This is a genomic window from Dyella japonica (genome assembly GCF_040545895.1).
Classification (GTDB): domain Bacteria; phylum Pseudomonadota; class Gammaproteobacteria; order Xanthomonadales; family Rhodanobacteraceae; genus Dyella; species Dyella japonica_D.
Genome location: NZ_JBEPMU010000005.1, coordinates 539419 through 556984 on the forward strand (window position 1 = coordinate 539419; position 17566 = coordinate 556984).

A 17566-nucleotide genomic window follows, 5' to 3' on the forward strand; every position below is an offset into this window, starting at 1 on the left:
GCTGTGCGAACGTCAAGGATGGGGTCGTATGAACAAGCACCTGTATCGCCTGGTCTTCAATCGGGCCCTCCGCATCCTTCAGGTGGCCAGTGAACTCACGCCGCGTTCGAGGGGCGATGCGACGTCTGCGAGCGGTGGCGTTACCACGGCGCGCGTACGCCCCGTGAGCTTCTCGTTGTGGGTCGCGCTGGGTTTCGTGGCCTACGCGTCTGTGGCGACGGCGGGCCAGATCATCACCGATGCGAACGCGCCCGGGAATCAGCGACCCACCGTGCTGGGCTCGCCCGGTCAGGCCGCCCTGATCAATATCCAAACCCCCAATGCCCAGGGGGTGAGCCGAAATACCTACACGCAATTCGATGTCGATAGCAGCGGTGTGGTGTTCAACAACGCACGCACGCCGGCGCAAAGTCAGCTCGCAGGTGCCGTCGGTGCCAATCCCTGGTTAGCCACCGGCACCGCGAAGGTCATCTTGAACGAGGTGACGGGACCCAATGTCAGTCAGCTCCATGGCACCATGGAAATCGCTGGCGACAAGGCCGACCTCATCATCGCCAATCCCGCGGGCATTTCGTGTGCCGGCTGCGGCGTCATTAACGTATCGCGCTTTCAGTTGACGACGGGCGTCCCCGTGTTGAGCGGCGGCAGCCTGGACAGCTACCGCGTCACCGGCGGCACGATCCAGATCAATGGCAACGGTTTGGATGCCACACGGGCGGACTATACCGACATCATCGCGCGTGCGGTGCAGGTCAACGCGGGCATCTGGGCACCGCAATTGCAGGTGACGACCGGGTCGAATCAAGTCAGTGCGGATCACACCCAGATCACGCCCATCGCTGGCAACGGCGCCGCCCCGACCTTCGCGTTGGATGTGAGTGCCCTCGGCGGGATGTACGCCAACAAGATCCAACTGCTGGGTACCGAGTATGGCGTCGGCGTGCGTAACGCGGGCAACCTGGGCGCGCAAGCCGGCGACCTCGTGGTGACGGCCGATGGCCGTCTGGAAAACACCGGCAGTCTGCAATCACAGGCCGATACGACGATCACCGCGAGCGGTGGCGTCAGTAACAGCGGCACGATCTCCGCCACCAACACGCTATCGATCACGACACCGCAGGACGTCGACAACAGCGGCGGGTCGCTGAATGCCGGCCGCCTCGCGGTGGATGCAGGCTCGCTGCGCAACGCGGGCGGTACGATCGCGCAAACCGGCTTGCAGGGGATGGCGCTGCAAGCCGGCGCCTTGTCGAACCAGGGCGGCAGCATCGGTATGCCCGTGGCGGATGCGGGGAGCAGCACTGACGGCAGCTCGGGCAGCGGCGACACGCCACCAACGAGCGATCCGGGCACGAATAGTGGAGGGAGTGCCACGTCGTCAAACGGCGGCACGTCGGGCACGACGCCCGCCCCGCTCGCCGCTGGGGTGCTGCAGATCGCGGGCCTGTTGGACAACGACGGCGGCCAGATCCATGCGGCGTCGGGCTTCGATCTCACCACGGCCCATGGGCTCAACAACGACGGTGGTCAGTTGGGCTTGCGCCAACTCACGCTCACCGGCGGAGACGTAAGCAATCGCGCCGGTACGCTGACGATCAATGGCCCCGTCACCCTTCAAGGGGGCAATGTTTACAACGACGCGGGCACGCTGAACGTCGCCGACGCGTTGACGATCAACGTGCAGAACCTGTCGAACCGTGGCGGCACCATCACGCACCGTGGCACCGATACCACCACCCTGTCGGTCGCCAACACGCTCGATAACACCGGCGGCACGCTCGCCAGCCAGGCCAGTGCCCTAACGCTGAGCAGCGGCACGCTGATCAACGAAGGCGGCACGATTGTCCACGCGGGCACGGACGGCCTGACGCTGAACGCCGGCACCTGGCAAGGCGCGAACGGCACGGTGGCCACGGCGGGCGCGGCCACCGTGCAAGCCGGCAGCATCGACCACCGGGGCGCCACGTTGAGTGCGACGCAGGTCCATCTCACCGCGGCCAACGTGAACAACGAAGGTGGCACGCTCGTGGCCTCGGGCGATCAGGCCAACACGCTCACTGTCAGCGGCGCCCTGGACAACAGCAACGGCGGCACGATCGCCAGCAACGCGGATCTCGCGATTGACGCCGGCACGTTGGGGAATGCCAACGGCGGCGCGATCCAGCACGTGGGCACCGGCACGCTATCGATCGCGGCGGCGACATTGAACGGTCGTGGTGGTGCGATCCAAAGCAACGGCCAGCTCCGGTTGACTGGCACCATGACCGACCTGAGCGGCGGCACGACATCGGCGCAGCAGGTGACGATCACGACCGGCACGCTGCGCACGGCGGGTGGATCGCTGCAAGCCCTGGGCGGCACGCCGTTGGCCGTGCAGGTGGCCGGTGCGTGGGACAACACCGCCGGTCAGGTCGCGACGAACGGCGCATGGCAGATCAGCGCCGGATCGATCACCAACTCGAACGGTTCATTGATCGCGGCCGGCACCGACGCCACCACCCTGGCGGTCACGCATGCCATCGACAATACCGCAGGTACGATCGCCGCGCAGGGCGCGACCACGATCCACGCCGATACGCTGATTAACCAGGGTGGCACCGTGCAGGCGGCCAATGCACCGCTCAGCGTGACGGCCGTGTCGTTGCTCGACAACAGCCAACACGGCGTGGTGGCTTCGGATGGCGACCTCTCCCTGACGGCCGCCACGCTCGACAACACCCAGGGGGTGATGGCGCACGCGGGCACTGGCACGCTGTCCATCGCGGCCACCACGCTCAACGGCAGCGGCGGCACCATCGAAAGCAACGGGCTGCTGCAGGTGACCGGCGGCACCACAGACCTCAGTAACGGCACCACGGCGGCGCAGCAGGTGGTGATCACCACCGGCACGCTGAGCACCGCCCACGGATCACTGCAGGCGGCGGGTACCACGCCGCTCGCCGTGCAAGTGGCGGGCGCCTGGGACAATACCGCCGGTCAGGTGGCGACCAACGGCGCGTTGCAAATCGACGCGCAGTCTCTGACCAATACCGGCGGTTCACTGCAGGCGGCCGGCGACGACGCCACGACCATCACCGTCGCCAACGCCCTCAACAACACGCAGGGCGTGCTTAGCACGGTCGGTCCGACCACGGTGCACACCGGCAGCTTGGACAATACGAGCGGACGGCTGCAGGCGGCGAGCACGTCGCCGTTCCTGGTCCAGGTTGACGGCGCATTGACCAACGACAGCGGCACCCTGATGAGCAATGGGGATGTGCAGCTCACGGCCGGCGCGCTGAGCAACCACGGCGGCACCCTCGCCACGCAACAGGCCATCGACGCCACGGTGACCGGCACGCTGGACAACCGCAACGCGGGCGCGATCATCGCCGGCGGCGACCTCACCGTGCAGACCAGCGCGCTGCTCAACGGCAACACGTCGGGCACGCAGGGCCTGCACGGGCAGCAGGTCACACTCAACGTCGCCACGCTCGACAACACGGCGGGCGAGATCCAGGCCAGCAACGGCCTGGCGGTCACCGGCGGCGCGCTGACCAATGTTGGTGGCGTGCTGGATGGCCAAGGCACCGTGGCGATCACCGGCACCGCACTGACCAACACCGGCGGGCAGATCATCCAGCGCGGCGACACCGGCGCGCTCGCCATCGCTATGACGCAAGCGCTGAGCAATACCGCGGGCGGCCTTATCGGTGCCGAAGGTACCGCCTCGCTGCACGCCGGGGCGATCGACAACAGCGGTGGTACCACCTACGCGCAGCACGATCTGGCGCTGAGCAGCGATGGCAGCCTCAGCAACACGAACGGTGGATTGCTCCAGACCAACGGCGACCTCGCCGTGTCGGCGGGCGCCACGCTCGACAACAGCGCCGGCCACGTCGACGCCTCGGGCGCGGCCACGGTCTCGGCGGCGGCCCTCACCAACACCGGTGGTCAGCTACTCGCCGGCACCACCTCAGGTGGCCTGGACACCGCGACACCCGACGCCGCGTTGACGCTCACGACCACCGGTGCGATCGCCAATCAGGGCGGCACCGTCGGCAACCGCGGCGGCGATGTGGTCCTGCAAGCGGCCTCCGTCGATAACCGCAACGGGGGCACCGTGGTCGCGCAGCGCGATCTCACGCTGGACCAGGTCGCGTCGTTCAACAACGCCGGTGGCACCACCTACGCCACGCGCGACCTGAGCTTCCAAAACCCCACCACCACGCTGGACAACACCGGTGGCCAATTCGGCGCCGGCAATACCGCAACGCTGAATCTCGCCTCGCTCACCAACGACACCACGGGCCTGCTGCAAGGCAGCTCGCTATGGCTGACCGCGCCGACTGTCAGCAACAACGGCGGCACCATCACGGCGAACGACCTGCACGTCACCCTGGCCAGCCTGACCGGCGCCGGCACGTTGAACGGCACCCAGTCGCTGGATCTGCACGCCACCGGCGACTTCACCAACGGCGCCGGCCAGTCGCTGCAAAGCAACGGCACCCTCGACCTGACCGTCAACGGGACGCTGACCAACCAGGGCACGCTACAAACGCCAGGCACGCTCAACGTGACCGCCGCGAACCTGATCAACCAGGGCACGATTAACGCGAGTGCGTCCGACGGCAGCGGCGTGGCGAACGTCAATGTCAGCGGCACCCTCAACAACCAGGCCAGCGCCGATCTGGAAGGCGACACGCTGGCGATCAACGCGGGCACGATCACCAACACCGGCAACCTCAGCGGCAACGTCGTCGCCATCAGCGCCGACACCCTGACCAACGGCCAGGACGTGGGCCAAGCGATGGCACCCGTCGACTACGGCCAGGGCTTCATCGGTGCGGCGCAGTCGCTGCGTTTGGCCATCGGCCGTGCGCTGACCAACATCGATGCGGACATCTACAGTGGCGGCGATCTCAGCATCGGCGGCCGCACGCCCGGCACGAACGTGTCCTCGTTGCTCAATAGCTCCGGCCGCATCGAAGCCGAGGGCAACCTGACCCTTGCCGCCGACACGCTGACCAACACCCGGCGTATCCTGCCGACCGTCAGTGGCGTCATGCCGGTGTCGATCGACCTGGGCAGCACCGTCATCAGCGGCAGCGGCCCGAACGGGCCGTTCAACGAGGAATACTGCCTGGGGGCGCCGAACAACCAGTGTTTCGTGCAGGACCCCAGCGTGTGGATCGCCAACACGGTGATCTCGCAGCAGACCCTGAGCCCGGCCAGTGCGGCCGGCGTGATCACCGCCGGCGGCGACATCGCGATCACCACCGGTCACCTGCTCAACCAAGTGTCCACCATCGCGGCGGGCAACAACCTCACGATCAACGGGGGCGGCGCCGCCACCGACGCCAACGGCAATCTGGTCAGCGGCGACCCGGCCACGATCCAGAACGAAGCGATCAGCGTGCAGCAGACGGTGCAGACCCAGCAGGTCACCCGCACCATCGAAGACGTCTACCAAGATTGCTACCAGGCCGGTGGCTCACGCACGCCTTGCCACCCGGACAACCTGGAAACCACCAGCAACACCACGACCACCACGACCACCGGCGTGGCGATGGGCTCTTACATCACTGCCGGCGGCACGGTGAGCATCAGTGGCGGCAACATCAGCAACACCGCGGTGAACGCTGGTGGCGGTGGAAACGGGATCATTACCGGTAACCTGGCCGGCGCGGGCAGCACCGGCCTCGGCAGCGCCCAGGGTGCACAGGCGGGCAGCGCCGGCGGGGTGAGCGGCGCCCAAGGCAGCGCGGTGGCCCCTGCCAACGGCACCCGTGGCGCCACCGGCCAGGTGCTGGGCCCCTTGGATCACCCCCTGCCGGGTTTGGTGCCGCCGTCCAACGGACGCTACACCGATCATCCGGATCCCAGTGCGCCGTTCCTGGTCACCACCGCGCCGCGTTTCGCCCAAGGTCCGGTGACCAGCTCGAACTACCTGCTGCAGGCGCTGGGCGACGACCCAGCGAACATGCACAAGCGCCTGGGTGACGGCTATTACGAGCAGAACCTGGTGATGGATCAGGTCCTGCAGTTGACCGGCCGGCGCGTCTTGAACGGCGCCACCGATGCGGCCGACCAGTACCAGGCGCTGATGCAGGATGCCGCCAACCAGGCGGCCGCGCTCGGACTCACGCTCGGCGCACCTTTGACCGCCTCGGAAATCGCATCCCTCACCTCCGACATCGTGTGGCTGGTCGACGAGGTGGTGGACGGCCAGGACGTGCTGGTGCCGGTGGTGTACCTGAGCAAGGCCGGTGCCGATCAGCTGGAAACCAACGGCGCGCTGATCGCCGGCCAGAACGTCAACATCAACGCCTCGGGCACCGTGACCAATGACGGCACGTTGACCGGCACGCAGGGCACCACGATCCTCGCCGATACGCTGATCAACACCGGCGCGATCAGCGGCGCGCAACAGCTGGCTATCGCCACCCAGGGTGATCTCATCAACCGGGGCACCTTAAGCGGCGGCAACGTCAGCCTGCTGGCCGGCGGCAACCTCACCAACACCGCGCCGTCGGTGCCATGGGCGAGCGCGGCCACGATCAGCGCGACCGGCAATCTCGCCATGGTCGCGGGCGGCAACATCGTCAGCACCGGCTCCCTCCCGCAGTGGACCGGTGCCAAGGTCGTGTCGGGCCCAACCGCCATCAGCGCCGGCGGCAACCTCAGCATGATCGCTGGCGGCGACCTCACGCTGATCGGAAGCGGCGTCAGTGCGGGCGGTGATGCGCTGCTCGCCGCGGGCGGCAATCTCAACCTGCTTGCGCAGGGCACCCAATCCTCGAACAGCCGTGGCGGCAACGGCACCGGCCCGCTCAGTTTCCAGGAGCAGACAGCGTCGCAAGGCGCCGTCATCTCCAGCGTGACGGCCGGCGGCAACTTGTCGCTGGTCGCCGGGGGCAACCTGGACAGTCAGGCAGCCAAGCTGGCAGCCGGCAATAACCTGGCGGTGCAGGCCGGTGGCAGCGTCATCCTCGATGACGTGAGCACCGAGCAATACAGCCATGTCGCCGAAGCACAGGGTGACAAAACCTCGCTGAATCGCACGTCCGACCAAGTCACGGTGACTGGGAGCCAACTCAGTGCGGGCGGCAGTCTGTCCGTGGTGGCCGGCGGCGATATCGATGCGGCAGCGGCCAAGCTGACCGCCGGTGGCGATGCGGCGCTCGTGGCCGGTGGCCAGATCAACCTGCTCGCCGACGCCAACACCCTGCAATCGAGCGACGCCACCAAGGATGGCCACACGAAGACGTCTGATCAGGTGGACATCAGCACCGTGCAAGGCACGCAGGTGAGTGCCGGTGGTGGGATCGCCCTGATCAGTGGTGGTGATCAAACCTATCAGGCAGCCACGCTCAACAGCACCACCGGCACCACCATCATCAGTGGCGGCACGGTGAATTTCGACACCGCGGCTAACGTGGACAACGAAAGCCACACGATGAATTCGAAGTCCTGGTATCGCGTGGCGATGAGCAACCAGGGCATCGAAAGCACGACCAACGCACAGAGCACAATCAGCGGGCCGTTGTCGGTCAATGCGGCGAACGGGGTGACGGTGCAGTTTGGGCAACTGGCCGGCGAGAGCCAGGATGCCGCGCTAGCCCGGCTGGCGGCGAATCCTGGCCAGTCCTGGCTGAGCTCGCTCGGCCCCAACGTCAACTGGATGAGCGTGGCCGATACGCACACGACGTGGGATCAGTCACAGTCAGGCATGGGCGCCGGGTTGGCGGCGGTGGTGACGATCGTCGCGGTGGCCGTCACGGCGGGTGCCGCGAGTGCTGCGGTGGGCGCCATGGCCGCTGCGGAAGCGGGGTCCGGCACGGCGATGGCAGCCGCAGGGGCGGGTACCGCCGCCGGCTGGGGTAACGCGATCGTCACCGGCGCGGCGCTCGGTGCAGAGGGCGGCGGGCTGAGTGCGGGACTGCAAGGTCAGAACATCGGGCAAGGGATGTTGCACGGCGCGGTCCAAGGCGGCGTGAGTGCCGGCCTGTTCTATGGCGCGGGCAGTCTGGCGCAATACGAAGGCTGGAGTCCCGGCAGCGCGCCAACCATGCTCGCCCATGGTGTAGCGGGTGGCACCACCAATGTGCTGATGGGAGGCAGTTTCAAGAACGGCTTGATTAGTTCGGCGGTGGCCGACAGCCTTGGTAATGATCCCAACGGCAACATCGGCCTGCAGACGCTGGAACATGCTGGTACTGGTGCGGCTGCATCGTGGCTAACGGGAGGCAATGCCACCCAGGGTGCGATCAATGGTGCAGCCGGATATCTATTCAACGACGCAATGCATTACTCGCGGGCTGCTGACGGTACAGTCACCGCGACATCACCGCTCTCTGACACGGCCCAGGCGCAGGATCAGTCCGTCGGTGCCTACATCGGCGGTAAGATCTACGTCGCAGGGATGAGTATCCTCAACACGCTAAATGGCGCCATTCCGTTCTTGGGTGCCGACGAGTCGAACGCGTACAACGCGAATGGCGTTGCCAACTGGGGATCGCAGAACAGTGTGCTCACGCCGGCTTGGTCGCCGTCGAGCCAGGGCGATCAAGCGATCTACGCTGCGGGAGCGATGCTTGGTGGCAGCATCCTGCTGGCGGCGACGGATCGCTTGCCAGAGACCGGCTACTTAACGACGCTTACCGATACGCCCATTCCAAACAGTCCATTGGCGGGCGTAACTTACGAAGGTCCTCTATACCGTGCTGTTCCAGCTGGAGGCGATCCTTTAGACATTTCATATAGCGTCAATGCAAATGGTAGATACACCGCACCAGGGCAGGCAGGCCTCTACTTCGCTTCAAATGCGGGGACTGTCGAGGCCGAGTTCGTTAACAACAATAGCTCGCTTATTGGGCGTGACCTCAATGTGTTCTCTAATTCATCAGTCAATAACCTATTGGACTTGACTGATCCAGCTGTGCGGAACGAGCTCGGCGTGTCATTGGAAGACATTGCGAGAACCGGCGGCACAGCAGCCTGGCGTTACGAGGTGACCCAACCTTTGGGGGCATACGCACAATTCAAAAACTACAACGGCATCATCGCGCCATCCGCGCAAGCGGATGGTGGGGTGAACCTGATCCTGTTCGATGCGAAAGGTGTGAAGTGATAGGCGAAAATAGAACTATTCGCGGCTCGGTAAAAATTGTGACATGCCGAAATTGCCAGGCGACAGTGCCACTTTTCGAGTTTGAGTCAGAAACTGACACCGACTCGGTGATGCATTGTTCAGCAGCCCAGTGCAACGGCTTGACCATAGCGGTCGCGGAAACAACTTTGGAAGAGTGGCGAGCGATCCAGTCTGGGGCACTATTGAGCCTGCCGCCCCGCCTAGGTCGCTCCTTTGAGCTAAAGGGCTTCCATGTGTTGCGCGTTAAGCGTGTCGAGCGGACCTTCGAGCCTCCGCCGGGAATTTCATTTTCGGAATTCAAGAAACTCTATAAAGCCCCTATCGTCATTTACACGTGTCCATGTTGTCTCGGTGGTGAGGCAATTGAAACTCGGGAATTGACAATACCTAAGTTTCAAGAAGAGGGGGGGCGAATCATTGCGCTGGGTGGCCTTACGGTGAGTGGATGCCGATGAGGCACTTCTGATGGTAATTGCTTAGCGGGATAAGAGGTGTGTGGTTTGCCATGACCTTCGGGAAAGAGGCGCTCCCTCCCCCCCAGAGCTGCCGGTAATGGCCGTAGCGTTCTATCTTTTCCGCTGACAGGCAATGCAGTAGAGCGTCGATTTACAACAGACGATCGGATTCTTTACGGGCATCCGTCTGGTCTATCTGATGTGCTGGATGCTTCGCTCCGTGTATATGCGGCGGGCTTCACCAATAGGTGCACTGATATTCTCAATGGTCACACTGATTGGCTTGCTCATCTGCAATCAAAGGATCGAGCAGCATGGGCTGGTCATGGCGTACGGGAAGACATAGAGAGGATATTTCTTAAGAATGTATCAGTTCACCCATAAGGATCGTCTGAACAGGTCATCGTCGCCTAGCCGTCCAAACGCTTTGCACCCTCCAGTTTGAATGAGCGTGTTGCGATGACTGGTCATGAAGACGTGGCACCTATAGCGACGACCGCGTTTCACCTGCGCACGACTCCCGTTCGGATGGTGATCTGGGCGGATCGGCGTTGGTTCATCGCGGCGGATGTGGCGCGTGCTGTGGGGAATGGCAGCCTGCAATCCATCCGGCTATTCGTGCCGCAGAAGCACCAGCGCGAGCTGGCCCTTCGTCTCCCCGAAGGCGAGTTGACGATGCTGGTGTTTTCCGAACAGGGCCTTGCACCGGTACTGGTCCGGCGGCGCACCGCGTTGGCAGCGGAATTCCTCGCCAAGGCGGCCACGCTCCCGTGAAAGCGAATGCGCGCTTCAACATACGGGTACCTACCGGAGAGATGGAAGAAAGCCGGATGAATCGCGGCGACGCGATCAATCGTGCTGATACCGGCGCATCAAGGGAACTGACGTCCCTGCGGCAGAGTGATTCGGTCGCGCTTCGGGAACTTCGCGAGGCCGCGCAACGATGGGGGTTCACCCTGGTCACACCGACGTGGCACGGTGCGGCAGCCAACTACCTGTTTCGCTGCGCCCAGGGGCACGCGTTGACCCGAGGCGTGGGCCCCGTGCGACGCGGCACCGTGACGTGTCCCCAGTGCGCATGGCTGGCTAGCAAGGCTCAGTTACTCGACCAGTTGAAACGCCGCGGCATCACGTGCGACGAAGCCGCGTTGCATAGCCTAAGCCAGCGCCATCGGTTCATGTGCACCCACGGCCATGCCTGGATGACCCAACTCAACGTGCTGAGGCAGGGCAGCGGCTGCCCGGCGTGCGCTCGACAGCGCGAGTCCGCGCGCCGGACCCTAAGCGACGGGCTGGAACGACTTCGGCAGGCGGCCGCAGCACACGGTGGCCGGTGCCTAGACACCACCTACCGCGGCGGACGGGTGGACTATGCGTGGGTCTGTGCCGTAGGCCACCACTGGCGGGCACGGGGACATCGTGTGCTGCAGGGGGCCTGGTGTCGGACGTGCGCCGATCAGCAACGTGGACTGGCGCGCCGGGACGCAGCCGGGCTCGCCCGGCTGCAGGCTGCTGCGGCGGCGCACGGCGGCCGGTGTCTGGCCGACACGTATGAAGGTGTCAACGTCAAATACCGCTTCCAATGCGACCAGGGCCATACCTGGCAAACCCTCGGCGCGCTGGTGGTCGCCGGGATGTGGTGCCGGCGCTGTGCGGGTCGGCGGCGGGCGCTGACGATCGAGGCCATGCAGGCCGCCGCGGCCCGACAGGGTGGCCGCTGTCTCAGTCATACCTATGTCAACACCACCACCAAGTTGACGTGGCAGTGCCAGTGGGGGCACGTGTGGCACGCGGTTCCGAACAACATTCTGTATCAGAACGCCTGGTGCCCGAACTGCGCGCGCCTACGGGTGACCAAACACCCGCTCCGTCGCCAGCGCTACGACGTCCGCGGATGAGCAGAGACGGGGCGGTGCACCTTATGTCATGGCGGATGCGTCCAGGCGGGGCGCCTCCTACCGGCCTTCTTCCGGGCTCATTGTCCGGTTAAAGCGCGCTCGTCCAGAGGCAACTGTCGCAGCGCAGCGCTAAAGCCCAACGGGTCGCAAGAATACGCGCTGTCCGATACACAAGAACCTGCGCTGCCGACATCATGGAGCAGACACTTAGCGGAACTCACCCTCGTTGCCGAAGGCCGGTCTGAGAGTGATGGCACAGGGACGTGGGGTGGATCCCCGGCCGGACTGCCAGTGTTCGAGCTATGGCACAGGGCGCCTCTTTTGCGCCAAACGGATGCGTCCGAGCCTTGCGGACGGGAGCGAGGAATGCGTTGGCTGGGAGCCCTATGGACGCTGCGCCGTTGAAGACAACGCCTGAAGGAACGGCATGCCGTGCTGAGGCTACTGAGGGTGTGGAGGGGCCCGCCATCGAGGACGACGCGTCGCTCCTGGGCCTGGTGATGCTTGCGCAGTTCCACGGACTACCCGCCGATCCTGCCCAGCTACGCCATGAATCGGGGCTGGGGAATGAACACTTCGATGAAGCCGCTTTGCTGCTTGCGGCCAAGAAGCTGGGACTTAAGGCCAAGGTCATTGCGCAGCCTGCCGATCGCATCGAGTACGTGGCGCTGCCCGCCCTTGCCCTGCTAGGTACCGGGCGGGCGTTTCTCATTGCGCGCGCTGACGCTGAGAAGGTCCTTGTGCACGATCTTGATCTTCAGCGGGCCGTCGTCTGGTCACGCGCGGAGTTCGCCGAAAAGTACGCCGGGCGGTTGCTCCTGGTGACATCCCGGGCGTCGACCAGCGGCGCGCTGGCCAAATTCGACTTCAGCTGGTTTGTTCCCGCCATCGTCAAATATCGCAAGCTGCTGATGGAGGTGCTGGTGTGCTCCCTCTTCCTGCAGCTCTTTGCCTTGGTGACGCCGCTGTTCTTTCAAGTCGTGATGGACAAGGTGCTGGTTCATCACGCCACCACCACGCTGACCGTCATCACGGTGGGCCTCGTCGCCATCACGGTGTTCAACGTCCTCCTTTCCGGACTGCGCACATTTGTCTTTGCGCACACCACCAGCCGCATCGACGTAGAACTCGGTGCTCGCCTGTTTCGCCACATCCTGTCCTTGCCGCTCGCCTACTTTGAATCACGGCGTGTGGGCGACACCATGGCGCGCGTGCGCGAACTGGAGAACATACGCAACTTTCTCACCGGCCAAGCGTTGACGTCGCTACTGGATCTGTTGTTCACCTTCGTCTTTCTGGCGGTCATGTTCATCTACAGCGGCTGGCTGACGTTGGTCGTGGTGATCTCGCTGCCGCTGTACGCGTTATGGTCCGCTGCGATAACGCCGGCCTTGCGCTCCCGTCTCAACGAGAAGTTTGCCCGCGGCGCGGATAACCAGTCGTTCCTCGTGGAGACCGTGTCGGGCATCGCGACCGTCAAGGCCATGGCCATCCATCCTCGGATGACCCGCACCTGGGACAATCAGCTGGCCGGTTACGTCCATGCCGGTTTTAAGGTCGCTCGCTTGGCCAACGTCGGGCAGCAAGGGGTGCAGTTCCTGCAGAAGCTGGTGAGTATCGCCATTCTGTATGAGGGTGCCCAACTCGTCATCGATGGATCGCTGTCCGTAGGCCAACTCATTGCGTTCAACATGCTGGCGGGACAGGTCGCCACGCCGATCGTGCGCCTCGCGCAACTGTGGCAGGACTTTCAGCAGGTGGGCATTTCGGTGGAACGCCTGGGAGACATCCTCAACACGCGGACGGAAGTCAGCCATAGCAGCATGACGCTTCCTCCCATTCAGGGCGGTATCCGTTTTGAGAACGTGGCCTTCCGCTATCGGCCAGAAACCGCCGAGGTGCTTTCTGGGATTGATCTGGACATCCACCCCGGCGAAGTGGTGGGTATTGTCGGCCGGTCAGGTTCGGGCAAGAGCACGCTCACGAAATTGATCCAGCGTTTGTACGTCCCGGAACGCGGCCGTGTCCTCGTGGACGGCATCGATCTGGCTCTGGCGGACCCCGCGTGGCTACGTCGGCAGCTGGGCGTGGTCTTGCAGGAAAACTTCCTGTTCAACCGTAGCGTGCGCGAAAACATCGCATTGGCCGATCCCGGCATGCCCATGGAGCGCGTGGTGCAGGCCGCAAAGCTCGCCGGTGCGCACGAATTTATTGTCGAGTTGCCCCAGGGCTACGACACCGAAGTGGGCGAGCACGGTGCCAGCCTTTCCGGTGGCCAACGCCAGCGCGTCGCGATCGCCCGCGCGCTTGTCGCCAACCCTCGCATCTTGATCTTCGATGAAGCCACCAGTGCGCTGGACTACGAGTCCGAACGGGCGGTCATGACCAACATGCATGCCATCTGCAAGGGACGAACCGTCGTTATCATCGCTCACCGGTTGTCGACGGTCCGCCACGCCCATCGCATTGTGGTGGTTGATAAGGGACGCATCGTGGAAATGGGGCCGCCCGATGAGCTACGCCAGCGACCCAACGGCCATTTCGCTCGGCTGTCCCGGCTGCAGCAGGGCTGATGGCCATGGCGCAGCCACGTTCGATGATGGAAATACTGCGGCGTTATCGCGAGATCTTTCAGGCGTGTTGGCGCGATCGCCGCCACCTGGACCCGCCGGACCGTCATCGTGAGGAACTCGCGTTCCTTCCCGCGCATCTGGAGTTGGCCGACAGCCCGGCGTCCCCGGTCGCGCACGGGAGCATGTGGACCATCATGGCATTGTTCGCCGTCGCCGTGGTGTGGGCTAGCGTCGGGAAGCTCGACATGGTCGCCGTCGCGCAAGGCAAGACCGTCACGACCGGCCGCACCAAGACGCTCCAGTCGTCCGAGACCGCGGTCGTCAAGCGCATCGCGGTCGAGGATGGACAAACGGTCAAGCAAGGCGATCTGCTGATCGAACTGGATACCACCGCGACGTCGGCCGATAGCCGCAAGGCGCAGGATGCGCTGGTCAACGCAAGAGTGACCGCGGCGCGTTCAGCGGCATTGATTCAATCGCTGGAAACGAACCGGCCACCCACCGTGCAGGGTGACGGGCTGTCACCCTCGCCTTCCGACGCGGCGCAGACGCTCGCGATCAGCCAATTCGCCACCTATCAGGCCAAGGTCCAAGGACTGCAGGCCACGGTACAGCAGAAACAGGCGGAACTGCGCACCGTCGAATCGGCGATCGGGCCATTGGAGGAGTACCTCGCCATTTCGCGGGACCGCGTGCGCGACTACGAGTTGCTGCTGGAAAAGAATTACGTTCCCAAGCAGGAATACATGCTCCGCAAGCAAGAGCGAATCACGGCGGAGCGTGACCTGGCCGCGCAACGCAGCCGCAGGGAAGAGTTACGCTCAGCCATCGTCGCGGCTCAGAAGGAACTGGCGGTGACCGCCGCGGACATGCGTCGCCAGTGGCAAGACGAGCTTCGTCAGGCCAACGAACAAGTGCAACAGTATGAGCCCGAACTGATCAAGGCAACGCAACGCGACGGCCTCATGCATTTGCGCGCGCCCGTGGACGGAACCGTGCAACAACTGGCCGTGCACACGGTGGGCGGCGTGGTCACGCCTGCGCAGCCGCTGCTCTCGATTGTCCCGCAGCACGACGCGCTGGAAGTCGAGGCCGCCGTACTGAATAAGGACATCGGCTTTGTCCGACCCGGACAGCGCGCGACGATAAAGATCGAGAGCTTTCCGTTCACACGTTACGGCTACCTGGAGGGAGAAGTCGCGAGTGTCTCCCACGATGCGATCAATGACGAAAAGCTCGGTCTTGTTTATGCGGCCAGGGTTCGGTTGAAGCGCGCCACGCTCAACGTCGATGGCGTGCTCGTCCATCTTACGCCGGGCATGGCGCTCAGCGCGGAGATCCACACCGGCCAGCGTCGGGTCATCGACTATCTGCTCGCCCCCATTCGACAAGGAATGGACGAGTCGTTGAGGGAGCGCTGATGCCGAACAACGCGATGGTTGCGTGCTCGCCAACATCCCTTCTGGTCATGAGGGTGGGGCTATTAGGACGCATCCATGGGCTCGTAAGCACCACAAGCGACGAAACCCAAACCTAAATTTAAGCGGTTGAACGTAGAGAGGAGTGTCGCCTTGCCGTCCTTCAAAGCAAATCGTCTGGCCATGATGCTGTGCATGGTTGTCACCGCGACAGGTTGTGATCGTGGCGGCGAATCGGGCAACCATGGCGTGACGGGCCACAGAGCCAAGGTCCCTACCGCGAGCTCAGCAAACCAAGGTCCGGTAAAGCTTCTGAGTGAATCCGGACAAACGGTTTATTGCTTTCAGTTTCCCAAGAGTACGTATGTGTCCATCCCGCAGCACCCAACCTATCTGGTGGTGGATTTTAATGATATTCGGGATATCACTGAGGATGGCGATGATCACCGTTCCGCCGCGATCGGAGTCGGCAACTACCGTATTACCCTCGGTGCCTATGACAATGAAACTCGCCGCGATGAAGCACTAAATCGCGTCAGTTCATATTTTAGTACGCGAGACATCGGCAATTATCTGGTAGCTCTTGGCTGGGAAAGCAGGCCATCGTCGACCGTAAGCAGCATTGCCATTTCCAAAACCAGCTTGTTAAACCTCCAATTTTACATTCTTTCCAGGGCTCATAGAGACGCCACTCAGCGGCGCGATGACGCCGCCGTCATCTTGAAATTCATCGACAACGCACTAACGACGTGCCAAGGGAATGGGTCATGACGTCACCGTACTTAGACTTTCACTTCAACCAGCAACAGATCGACATCGCCGAGAGTTACGAGGCATCTGGCGATCTGCCAGGAATGTATCGTTATCTAAGTCAGCAGGTCATGAATGGAGGGGGTGATCCGCGCCTTTCCAACTGGTTAGCCACCGCGGCAGATATTAATGAGGGAACGGGGTTTTACGCCGACTTTGTGCGCGGCGCCACCTACAGTGCCGGCCAAAAGAACGATGTCCATATCGACGCTGACATTTTCCAGCGAGCTTCGGACCAGTTAGCCATAAGTGTCTTTGAAACACTGGCGCGAGACCATTCTCTCTCGCTCGACAGGGTCATAAAGAGCGATGTGGGCGTCGCCGTGAACAGCCTTGGCCTTCCGCTCGATGGCTGGGCAGGCACCTTGGGCGCGATGTTCCCCACAGGCGTTGGTGGGCTGGGCATGTCGCCCGAAACAGCAACGTTTTACAACGATCTCAATGCGTCTTATGCGGAAACAGGGCTGGCGCCGCTCGACAGGGCCGGGAGGTTTTTCGATCTGGTCGGCAACGACTTTGAAGGCTTCCTCGATGGAAGCCGCGGCTGGTGGAATGAGAACGTGGCTGGCCCCGAAGACTGGGGCACGTTGGGCGATATCGGATTCTGGAATTGGATGGCCCAGGGTGTGCTTGATGGCCTGCAGCGGACCGGGGGCGCCGTGGGTGACCCGGGCGCCTGGGAAGCGTGGGCGGAAGGTGTGACAAACCTTTGGCGCGACGCCGGCACGGCAATTGGCAACACAGCGGACTACTGGTTTAGTCCCCTTTGGAAGGAAATCACAGACGCGCTACTGGGTGGCCTGGATCTTGGCATTCAATCGGCGGCCCAAGGCATCAACCACAACACCACTTACCGTATTCAACGCTATGACCCCCTGGCGCTCGATCTCGACGGCGACGGCAAGGTCAGCACGCTGGCTGAGAGCAATTGGACCGGCGCATTGTTCGATCACAACGGGGACGGCATTCGCACCGCCTCGGGCTGGGTGGCCGGCAACGATGGCTTGCTGGTTCGCGACCTCGACGGTAACGGCACCATCGATAGCGGTCGTGAGCTGTTCGGCGATCAGACCGTGCTGCGCAATGGTCAACGCGCGGCGAACGGCTTCGATGCGCTGGCCGATCTGGACGACAACGGTGATGGCGTGATCGACGCAAACGATGCCGCCTTTGGCTCGTTGCGAGTATGGCGCGATCTCAATGGCGATGGTATCTCGCAGGCCAATGAGCTGTTTACGCTGGACGATCTCGGCATCGTCAGCCTGTCACTGACCCACTC

At 63.4% G+C, this 17566-nt stretch carries 6 protein-coding genes and 1 pseudogene; all 7 read left to right on the forward strand.

Annotated elements, in window-relative coordinates; translation table 11 throughout:
• Positions 1 to 28 precede the first annotated feature (28 nt).
• Positions 29 to 9112, forward strand: a complete 9084-nt coding sequence (locus ABIC75_RS18110; protein WP_354015288.1) for a two-partner secretion domain-containing protein — start codon at positions 29 to 31, stop codon at positions 9110 to 9112.
• A 1004-nt stretch (positions 9113 to 10116) separates the two neighbouring features.
• Positions 10117 to 10362, forward strand: coding sequence for a hypothetical protein (locus tag ABIC75_RS18115; RefSeq protein ID WP_354015289.1), 246 nt, complete (start codon positions 10117 to 10119; stop codon positions 10360 to 10362).
• Positions 10359 to 11486, forward strand: a complete 1128-nt coding sequence (locus ABIC75_RS18120) for a hypothetical protein (RefSeq protein WP_354015290.1) — start codon at positions 10359 to 10361, stop codon at positions 11484 to 11486. Before ABIC75_RS18115 ends, ABIC75_RS18120 begins: the two co-directional genes overlap by 4 nt.
• A 386-nt stretch (positions 11487 to 11872) precedes the next feature.
• A complete protein-coding gene (locus ABIC75_RS18125; protein WP_354015291.1) occupies positions 11873 to 14059 on the forward strand; it encodes a type I secretion system permease/ATPase in 2187 nt (728 codons plus the stop codon).
• Positions 14060 to 14064: 5 nt separating this feature from the next.
• Complete coding sequence (locus ABIC75_RS18130) at positions 14065 to 15480, forward strand: HlyD family type I secretion periplasmic adaptor subunit (protein WP_354015304.1); 1416 nt, start codon at positions 14065 to 14067, stop codon at positions 15478 to 15480.
• A 150-nt stretch (positions 15481 to 15630) separates the two neighbouring features.
• Complete coding sequence (locus ABIC75_RS18135) at positions 15631 to 16248, forward strand: hypothetical protein (RefSeq protein WP_354015292.1); 618 nt, start codon at positions 15631 to 15633, stop codon at positions 16246 to 16248.
• A pseudogene (locus ABIC75_RS18140) lies at positions 16245 to 17566 on the forward strand (calcium-binding protein); the annotation flags it as partial. The gene ABIC75_RS18135 and the pseudogene ABIC75_RS18140, both read left to right, overlap by 4 nt.